General features: G+C 72.5%; 10 protein-coding genes and 1 pseudogene. 1 reads left to right on the forward strand and 10 read right to left on the reverse strand.

Features of this window, described 5'->3' with window-relative positions; all coding sequences use genetic code 11:
- Positions 1-1,268, forward strand: a 1,268-nt coding sequence (locus tag IH13_RS0115130) for an AAA family ATPase (RefSeq protein WP_031084700.1), incomplete at its 5' end; no start/stop codon positions are given.
- 54 nt (positions 1,269-1,322) lie between these two features.
- Here the strand turns inward: IH13_RS0115130 and IH13_RS0115135 are convergent.
- The 10 genes and pseudogenes from IH13_RS0115135 to IH13_RS0115180 all read right to left on the reverse strand — a co-directional run.
- Positions 1,323-2,426: a hemolysin family protein gene (locus IH13_RS0115135; protein WP_031084701.1), complete on the reverse strand. Its 1,104-nt coding sequence runs from the start codon at positions 2,424-2,426 to the stop codon at positions 1,323-1,325.
- Positions 2,423-3,732: pseudogene (locus IH13_RS37550) on the reverse strand (hemolysin family protein). The gene IH13_RS0115135 and the pseudogene IH13_RS37550 overlap by 4 nt, the downstream one beginning before the upstream one ends.
- Before the next feature lie 187 nt (positions 3,733-3,919).
- On the reverse strand, positions 3,920-4,384 hold the full coding sequence (locus tag IH13_RS0115145; protein ID WP_031084704.1) for a PH domain-containing protein: 465 nt from the start codon (positions 4,382-4,384) through the stop codon (positions 3,920-3,922).
- A 62-nt stretch (positions 4,385-4,446) separates the two neighbouring features.
- Complete coding sequence (hisG, locus tag IH13_RS0115150; RefSeq protein ID WP_031084706.1) at positions 4,447-5,295, reverse strand: ATP phosphoribosyltransferase; 849 nt, start codon at positions 5,293-5,295, stop codon at positions 4,447-4,449.
- Positions 5,296-5,342: 47 nt separating this feature from the next.
- Positions 5,343-5,615, reverse strand: coding sequence for a phosphoribosyl-ATP diphosphatase (locus IH13_RS0115155; RefSeq protein ID WP_018490177.1), 273 nt, complete (start codon positions 5,613-5,615; stop codon positions 5,343-5,345).
- Between the two features lie 34 nt (positions 5,616-5,649).
- Positions 5,650-6,135: a 6,7-dimethyl-8-ribityllumazine synthase gene (gene ribH, locus IH13_RS0115160; RefSeq protein ID WP_031084709.1), complete on the reverse strand. Its 486-nt coding sequence runs from the start codon at positions 6,133-6,135 to the stop codon at positions 5,650-5,652.
- Between the two features lie 24 nt (positions 6,136-6,159).
- Positions 6,160-7,440 carry a bifunctional 3,4-dihydroxy-2-butanone-4-phosphate synthase/GTP cyclohydrolase II gene (locus IH13_RS0115165; RefSeq protein WP_031084711.1) on the reverse strand — a complete coding sequence of 427 codons (1,281 nt, stop codon included), beginning with the start codon at positions 7,438-7,440 and terminating at the stop codon, positions 6,160-6,162.
- Positions 7,437-8,081 carry a nicotinamide mononucleotide transporter family protein gene (locus IH13_RS0115170; protein WP_031084713.1) on the reverse strand — a complete coding sequence of 215 codons (645 nt, stop codon included), beginning with the start codon at positions 8,079-8,081 and terminating at the stop codon, positions 7,437-7,439. Before IH13_RS0115170 ends, IH13_RS0115165 begins: the two co-directional genes overlap by 4 nt.
- Positions 8,078-8,695 (reverse strand): riboflavin synthase, encoded by a 618-nt coding sequence (locus tag IH13_RS0115175; RefSeq protein ID WP_031084714.1) that lies wholly within the window; start codon positions 8,693-8,695, stop codon positions 8,078-8,080. The genes IH13_RS0115170 and IH13_RS0115175 overlap by 4 nt, the downstream gene beginning before the upstream one ends.
- A partial coding sequence (locus IH13_RS0115180; RefSeq protein ID WP_031084716.1) for a RibD family protein occupies positions 8,696-8,999 on the reverse strand: 304 nt, incomplete at its 5' end.

Here is an 8,999-nt window from a genome sequence, read left to right on the forward strand (position 1 = left end):
CGCGTGCCCACGAGGGCACCGGCCGCAGCGCCGCGGCCCTGCCGCTGTACCGGGCGGTGCACCGGGTCGACCCGGCGTTCATGGACACCTCGGCCCGGCTCGCGGCGATCTCCGAGGGCGACGGCTACGACGAGACGGCGGACCTGGCACCGGTGTCCCTGGCCGGCTTCAACTCCGACGGTGGTGGCGCGGAGGTACTGCCGGACGGGGACACCGCGCTCGGCACCGACCTGGTGGACGGGCCCGAGAGCTGGCTGGGCGGCGACCCTCGGGACATCCCGGGCGCCGGGGTACCGCCCCGGGCCGGTGGGGCGCGTCAGAAGCCGGGGGGCGCGGGGCGGTCGGCTGCCCCGGCCTTCCCGGCGGGCCCGAGCGATCCGGTGCTGCTCGCCGAGGCACTGACCGAACTCGAACGCATGGTCGGTCTCGAACCGGTCAAGCGGCAGGTCAAGGCGCTCTCCGCCCAGTTGAACATGGCGCGGCTGCGGGCCGAGCAGGGCCTGCCGGTGCAGCCCCCGAAGCGGCACTTCGTCTTCTCCGGCCCGTCCGGGACGGGCAAGACCACGGTGGCCCGCATCCTCGGCCGGGTGTTCTACGCGCTCGGTCTGCTGGGAGGTGACCACCTGGTGGAGGCCCAGCGGTCCGACCTGGTCGGCGAGTTCCTCGGCCAGACGGCGGTGAAGGCGAACGAGCTGATCGACTCCGCCCTGGGCGGGGTGCTCTTCGTCGACGAGGCGTACAGCCTCTCCAACTCCGGCTACAGCAAGGGCGACGCGTACGGCGACGAGGCCCTCCAGGTCCTGCTCAAGCGGGCCGAGGACAACCGGGACCATCTCGTCGTCATACTCGCCGGCTACCCGGAGGGCATGGACCGGCTGCTCTCGGCCAACCCCGGGCTGTCCTCGCGGTTCACGACCCGGGTCGACTTCCCCAGCTACCGCCCCCTGGAGCTCACGGCCATCGGAGAGGTCCTCGCCGCCGAGAACGGCGACGTGTGGGACGAGGAGTCGCTGGAGGAGCTGCGCTCGGTCAGCGGGCACGTGGTCGACCAGGGCTGGATCGACGAGCTGGGCAACGGCCGCTTCCTGCGCACGCTGTACGAGAAGAGCTGCGCCTACCGTGACCTGCGGCTCTCCGGGTACACGGCGGCCCCGACCCGGACCGACCTGTCGACGCTGCGGCTGGCGGACCTGATGCAGGCGTACGGCGAGGTGCTGTCCGGCCGGGGCCCGGCGGACCGGGGCACGCAGGAGCCGGGGGCGCTGTGACCCGGTGACCGCCGGCCGGGCCCCGGCGGGCCCGGCCGGCGGTGAGGCCGTGGATCAGCCGGTGAGCCCCAGCGGGGCCATCGCCTTCTGCTCCGTCGGCACCTGCACCGTGCGGCGCGGTACCGAGACGCGGTGCGCGGGGTCGCTGACCTCGCCCACCAGCATCTCCAGGACGTCCTCCATGGCGACCAGCCCGAGCACCCGGCCCGAGGCGTCGGCGACCTGGGCCAGGTGCGTCGCGGCGCGGCGCATCACCGTCAGGGCGTCGTCCAGCGGGAGTTCCGCCCGTACGGTCGCCATCGGGCGCCAGACGTGCTGCGGGACGGCGCGCTCGCCGTCCTCCAGCTCCAGGACGTCCTTGACGTGCAGGTAGCCCATGAAGGGGCCGCCGCCCTCCGCGCAGACGGGGAACCGGGAGAAGCCGGTGGTGACGGTCAGCTCCTCGATCAGCCGCGGGGTGACGGACGGGCCGACGGTGACCAGCGACGCGCGTTCCAGCAGGACGTCGGTGACGGGCCTGCTGCCCAGTTCCAGGGCGTCCTCCAGACGCTCCTGCGCCTCGGGTTCCAGCAGCCCGGCCTGTCCGGCGTCCTCCACCAGACGGTTGAGCTGCTCGCTGGTGAAGACGGCCTCGACCTCGTCCTTCGGCTCGACGCCGAAAAGCCGCAGCACCCCGCGGGCGCAGGCCCCGAGCCCGGCGGTGACCGGCCGGCAGAGCCGGGCGAAGCCGACCAGGCCGGGGCTGAACCACAGCGCGGTCCTCCCGGGCGCGGCCATCGCCAGGTTCTTCGGGACCATCTCGCCGATGACGAGGTGGAGGAAGACCACGCAGACGAGGGCCAGCGCGTAGCCGAGCGGGTGGATGAGCCCCTCGGGGACGTGGGCCGCGTGGAAGACCGGCTCCAGCAGGTGGGCGACGGTCGGTTCGGCGACCGCGCCGAGGGTGAGCGAGCAGACGGTGATGCCGAACTGCGCGGCGGCCATCATCTGCGGCAGGTTCTCCAGGCCGTACAGGACCTGCCTGGCCCGGCTCGACCCGCTCGCCGCGAGGGGTTCGATCTGGCTGCGCCGTACGGAGACGAGCGCGAACTCGGCCCCGACGAAGAAGCCGTTCGCCAGCACCAGCAGCACCGCGAAGAGGAGCTGTACGAGGCTCATCGCACGACCTCCAGCAGCACGGGGCCGGCCTCGCGGGGGGCCGTGCCCGTCGGCGGGTCCGTGAGCCGGACGAAGCGCACCTGTTCGGCCCGGTAGTGGCCGACCTGTCGGACGGAGATCCGCCAGCCGGGCAGTTCGGCCCGGTCGCCGGGGGCGGGGATGCGGCCCAGGAGGTCGGCGACCAGCCCGGCCACGGTCTCGTACGGGCCCTCGGGCACGTCGAGGCCTATCCGCCGGAGGGTGAGCACCCGGCAGCTTCCCTCGACGTCCCAGCCGGAACGTCCGTCGTCGGCGACGACGGGGGTCATGTCGGGGCGGTCGGCGCCCTCGGCGTCGTGCTCGTCGCGCACCTCGCCGACGAGCTCCTCGATGATGTCCTCGAGCGTGACGACACCGGCGGTGCCCCCGTACGCAGGGTCTCCGGGACGAGGAGCGGGGCCACGGCGATGCGGCCGGCCGGGGCGCGCTGCCGGTCCCGGGCGGGGACGGCGAGCGCGTCCTTGAGGTAGACCATGCCGACGACCTCGTCGATGCGGTCCCGGTAGACGGGGAAGCGCGAGAGGCCGGTGGCCCGGGTGAGGTTGAGGACGTCCGCGGCGGTGGCCGAGGACTGCAGGGCGCTGACCTTCACCCGGGGCGTCATGACGTGCTGGGCGGTCAGGCCGGCGAGGGACAGGGTCCGCACGAAGAGGTCGGCGGTGTCCTGTTCCAGGGTGCCCGCCTCGGCGGAGTGCCTGGCCAGGGAGACCAGCTCGCCGGGGGTGCGGGCGGAGGCCAGCTCGTCGGTGGGCTCCACGCCCAGCAACCGCACCAGCCGGTTGGCGGCGGTGTTCAGCACGCTGATCACCGGGCGCAGGACGGCGGAGAAGCGGTGCTGGGGGCCGGCGACGAACCGGGCCACCTGGAGCGGCCGGGAGACCGCCCAGTTCTTCGGGACGAGCTCGCCGATCACCATCTGGACGGCGGAGGCGAAGAGCATGCCGATCACGACGCTCACCCCGGGCACGGCCCCCGCGGGCAGTCCGGTGGCGGTGAGCGGTGCGGCCAGCAGCTGGGCGAGCGCCGGTTCGGCGAGCATGCCCACCACCAGTGAGGTGATGGTGATGCCGAGCTGGGTGCCGGAGAGCTGGAAGGAGAGTTCACGCAGGGCACCGACGACGGTGCGGGCCCGGCGGTCGCCTTCGGCGGCGGCGCGCTCGGCGTCCGCCCGTTCCACGGTGACGAGCCCGAATTCGGCGGCCACGAAGAATCCGTTGGCGAGGATGAGAAGGAATGCCGCGGTGAGCAGCAACAGGGGGGTGGTCATGCCGCCGCCTCCGAAGAGGGGGCGGCGCAGGTACTACCGGACGATCCGTCCATTGCTGGAGGGAGTCACTCCTTGGGTCGCAGGAATGCCCCGCGGGTCTCACGGACCTTCTCGTGCGGGGCGGGGCGCGCGCAGGGCGCCGCCGCCCTCCAGAATAGGCGGGAAGGGGCCGTACGGGGCAGGGGACTCAGCGGTTCCGCGTGGCCTCGTCCGCTCCGGTGCCGTACGTCTCCGCGAGTGCGCGCAGGGTGCGGGCGTCGCGGATGGCGTGCTCCCGGGCGATTCCGGGCTGGATGCCGAGGGCGGGCAGGCTGGTGCCGTCGCTGAGGTCGAGGAAGACCCACGGGTCGCCGGCCCGCAGGTTGACGCGCAGGATCTCCGCCCAGGCCAGCCGGCGCGTCCGGGTGATGTTGACGACCGTGACCCCGCTCTCGTCGGCGACGATCCGGGGCCGGCTCAGCAGGGCCAGGACGCCGAAGAAGAGCAGGGCGACGAAGACGAAGCTGGTCCGCTCCCCGGGGCTCAGGTTCTCCAGGATGAGCGCGATGGCGGTGATCACGGCGAACATCGCCACCCCCACGGTCAGCAGGACCACCCGGGTACGGGTGGGCCGGAAGGTGGCCGGGAGGGCGGGGAGCGCGGGGGCGGACATGCGGTGGTCCTTCGTGGGGCGGTGGAATCCTGCCGTCGGTGAGCCTGCCGGGTGACCTCCGGTCAGAGGCGGCAGGCGTGGATGGCCGTCGTGAGGATGGCGCGGGCCCCCAGCTCGTACAGGTCGTCCATGATCCGCTGGGCTTCCTTGGCGGCCACCATGGAGCGTACGGCGACCCATCCCTCGTGGTGCAGCGGGGAGATGGTCGGCGACTCCAGGCCGGGGGTGAGGGCCACGGCGCGCTCCAGGTGCTCGACGCGGCAGTCGTAGTCCATCATCACGTAGCTGCGGGCGACCAGGACGCCCTGGAGGCGGCGCAGGAACTGCTGCACCTTGGGGTCGTCGCCGGGCGCGCCCTTGCGGCGGACCACGACGGCCTCGGAGGTCATGATCGGCTCGCCGACGACCTCCAGTCCGGCGTTGCGCAGGCTGGTGCCGGTCTCGACGACGTCGGCGATGACCTGTGCGACCCCGAGCTCGATGGCGGTCTCCACGGCGCCGTCCAGGTGGACGACGGAGGCCTCGACGCCCGCGTCGGCCAGGTGTCCCGCGACGATGCCCTCGTAGGAGGTGGCGATCGTCATACCGCCGAAGTCCTGCGGGCCGGCGGCCGTGCCGGGCCTGGTGGCGTACCGGAAGGTGGAGCGGGCGAAGCCGAGCTGGAGGATCTCCTCGGCGTCGGCCCCGGAGTCCTGGAGCAGGTCGCGCCCGGTGATGCCGATGTCCAGGCGGCCGGAGCTGACGTAGATCGCGATGTCGCGGGGGCGCAGGTAGAAGAACTCGACCTCGTTCACGGGATCGACCAGGACGAGCTCTTTGGACTCCTTGCGCTGCTGGTAGCCGGCCTCATGGAGCATCGCCATCGCAGGCCCGGAGAGTGAACCCTTGTTGGGGACGGCGATGCGCAGCATGAGGTCAGCTTTCCTTCGTACGGAGGGGTCGGGGTGTGCGGGCGTGCTCAGAGGTGGGCGTAGACGTCGTCGAGGGAGATCCCGCGGGCGACCATCATCACCTGGACGTGGTACAGCAGCTGCGAGATCTCCTCGGCGGCGGCTTCCTTGCCCTCGTATTCGGCGGCCATCCAGACCTCGGCGGCCTCCTCGACGACCTTCTTGCCGATGGCATGCACGCCCTTGTCCACCAGTTCGGCGGTGCGGGAGGTGGAGGGGTCGCCTTCGGCGGCCTTGAGCTGGAGCTCGGCGAAGAGCTCTTCGAAGGTTTTGTTCGCCATGATGGTCCTCAGAATACGGGGTCCCGGCGCCCGCTCAGCGCCAGGGTTCGCTGACGGTGCGCAGAGTGGCGGCGGTGGCGACGGCCGCGGTGACCGCTTCGTGCCCCTTGTCCTCCTGGGAGCCCTCCAGTCCGGCCCGGTCGAGCGCCTGCTCCTCGGTGTCACAGGTGAGGACGCCGAACCCCACGGGGACGCCGGTGTCGACGGAGACCTGGGTGAGGCCCGCGGTGACGCCCTGGGAGACGTATTCGAAGTGCGGGGTGCCGCCGCGGATGATCACGCCGAGGGCGACGATCGCGTCGTAGCCGCGGCCGGCGAGGACCTTGGCCACCACCGGCAGTTCGAAGCTGCCGGGCACCCGCAGCAGCGTGGGCTCGTCGATGCCCAGGTCGTGCAGGGCGCGCAGGGCCCCGTCGACGAGTCCGTCCATGACCTTCTCGTGCCACTGGGCCGCGATCACCGCGACCCGGAGGTCGCCGCAGTTGCGTACGGACAGTTCGGGTGCGCCCTTGCCGCTCATGTCTCTCCTGGTGTTCGTCGGTGCTTACTGGTTGCCGCAGGCCGACGCGGCGGGCGCGTCGAGCCAGGGCAGGTCGTGTCCCATGCGGTCGCGCTTGGTGCGCAGGTACCGCAGGTTGTGCTCGCCGGCCTGGACGGGCATGGGGACGCGGCCGGTGACGCCGAGCCCGTGCCGGACGAGGGCCGCGGTCTTGTCCGGGTTGTTGGTCATCAGCCGCAGGGTGCGGACGCCGAGGTCGGTGAGGATCCGGGCGCCGGCCGCGTAGTCCCGGGCGTCGGCGGGCAGGCCGAGTTCGAGGTTGGCGTCGAGGGTGTCGGAGCCGCGCTCCTGGAGTTCGTACGCGCGCAGCTTGGACAGCAGCCCGATGCCCCGGCCCTCGTGCCCGCGCAGGTAGACGACGACGCCGCGCCCCTCGTCGGTGACCCGCTCCATGGAGGCGTGCAGCTGGGGGCCGCAGTCGCAGCGCTGGGAGGCGAAGATGTCGCCGGTCAGGCATTCGGAGTGGAGCCGGACCAGGACGTCCTGGCCGTCGCCGATGTCCCCGTGCACCAGGGCGACGTGCTCCACGCCGTCGACGGTGGAGCGGTACCCGTACGCGGTGAACGGGCCGAACGCGGTGGGCAGCCGGACCTCGGCCTCGCGGCGGACGGTCGGCTCCTCGCTGCGGCGGTAGGCGATCAGGTCCTCGATGGAGATGATCGTGAGGCCGTGCTTGCGGGCGAACGGGACGAGTTCGGGCAGCCTGAGCATCGCCCCGTCCTCGCCGGCGATCTCGACGATGGCCCCGGCGGGCCGCAGCCCGGCGAGCCGGGCGAGGTCGACCGCGGCCTCGGTGTGGCCGTTGCGGACGAGGACCCCGCCGGCCCGGGCCCGCAGCGGGAAGATGTGCCCGGGGCGTACGAAGTCGCCGGGCGCGGCCCTGCCGCCCGCCAGCATCCGGAGCGTGGCGGCGCGGTCGGCCGCGGAGATCCCGGTGGTGACCCCGTGGGCGGCGCCGGCGTCGACGGAGACGGTGAAGGCGGTCCGCATCGACTCGGTGTTGTGGGCGACCATCTGCGGGAGTTCGAGGCGTTCCAGCTCGTCGCCCTCCATGGGGGCGCAGATCAGGCCGCGGCACTCGCTCATCATGAAGGCGACGATCTCGGGGGTCGCCTTCTCGGCGGCGATGACGAGGTCGCCCTCGTTCTCGCGGTCCTCGTCGTCGACGACCACGACGGGCCGGCCGGCCGCGATGTCGCGGACCGCCTGGGCGACGGGGTCGAGCCTCAGGTCCTCGTCGAAGGGATCGGGCGGTGCGGCGTTCATGCCGTGGCTCCTTCCAGAGCGGGTGTCCGCGTGCGCAGCCACCAGTCGCGCATGCCCCACAGGACGAGGGCGCCGTAGACGACGTAGATGAGACCGGAGAAGGCGAGCCCGCTGTGGAAGTTGAGCGGGACGCCGACGAGGTCGACGAGCAGCCAGGCGAACCAGAACTCGACCATGCCGCGGGCCTGGGCGACCATCGCCACGAGGGTGCCGGCGAAGATGTACGCGTCCGCCCACGGGCTCCAGGAGAGCGACGGGAAGACGGTGAACAGCCCCCCGACCACGAGGGTGCCGAGGGCTGCGGCACCGAAGAGGTAGCCGCGCTCGCGCCAGGTGGCGAAGCGCACGGCGAGGGAGCCGTCCTGGGCCTGCTTGCGGCCGCGGGTCCACTGCTGCCAGCCCCAGACGGCGACGGCGATGACGATCAGCTGCTTGCCGACGCTTCCCGCCTGCTGTACGGAGACGTTGGCGGCGACCAGGACGACGCCGGACAGGAGCTGGGCGGGCCAGGTCCACACGGAGCGGAGCCAGCCGAGGGCCAGGGCGAACAGCCCGATGGTGTTGCCGAGCATGTCCGACCAGATGATGTGCTGTCCGAAGGCGGTGAACGCCTCCGAGTTCAGCCAGTCCAGCGCGCTCATGCGACCGGCCCTCCGTCTCCCCGGGTGTTCGGTCCGAGCAGCCGCTCGACGTACTTCGCGATGACGTCCACCTCCAGGTTGACCGGGTCGCCGGGTCCCTTGATGCCGAGCGTGGTCAGGGCGAGGGTGGTGGGGATGAGGCTGATGGTGAAGTGGTCGGAGCCGGCGTCGACGACGGTCAGGCTCACGCCGTCGACCGTGATCGAGCCCTTCTCGACCACGTAGCGGGCCAGGCCGGCGGGGAGGGAGACCTTCACGACCTCCCAGTGCTCGGAGGGCCTGCGCTCCACGATGCGGCCCGTGCCGTCCACATGGCCCTGGACGATGTGCCCGCCGAGCCGCCCGCCGAGCGCCATGGGGCGCTCCAGGTTGACCCGGGAGCCGGTGGTCAGGGCGCCGAGGCTGGAGCGGTCGAGCGTCTCGGCCATCACGTCGGCGGTGAACTCGCCGTCGTCGAGGTCGACGACGGTGAGGCAGACACCGTTGACGGCGATGGAGTCGCCGTGCTTGGCGCCTTCGGTGACCAGGGGGCCGCGCAGTCGGAAGCGGGAGGCGTCGCCGAGCTGTTCGACGGCGGTGACCTCACCCAGTTCTTCGACGATTCCGGTGAACACTCAGTTTCCCTTCCGAGCAGGGGCGGGGACGGCGGTGATGCGCAGATCGGGGCCGATGCGGACGGTCTCGGTCACCTCGAGGCGCAACGCCTGGGAGAGGGTGGTGATTCCGGCGTCGGCGAGGGCCGCGGGGCCCGCGCCGAGGAGGACCGGGGCGAGGTAGCCGACGACGGTGTCGACCGCCTGCGCGGCGACGAAGGAGCCGGCCAGCGTGGGGCCGCCTTCGAGGAGGACGGAGCGGACGCCGCGCGTGTGCAGGGCGGCGAGCAGGGCCGGGACGTCCAGTCCGGGGCCGGTGGCGGCC

The organism is Streptomyces sp. NRRL WC-3549, from assembly GCF_000721935.1.
In the GTDB taxonomy this organism is placed as follows: domain Bacteria; phylum Actinomycetota; class Actinomycetes; order Streptomycetales; family Streptomycetaceae; genus Streptomyces.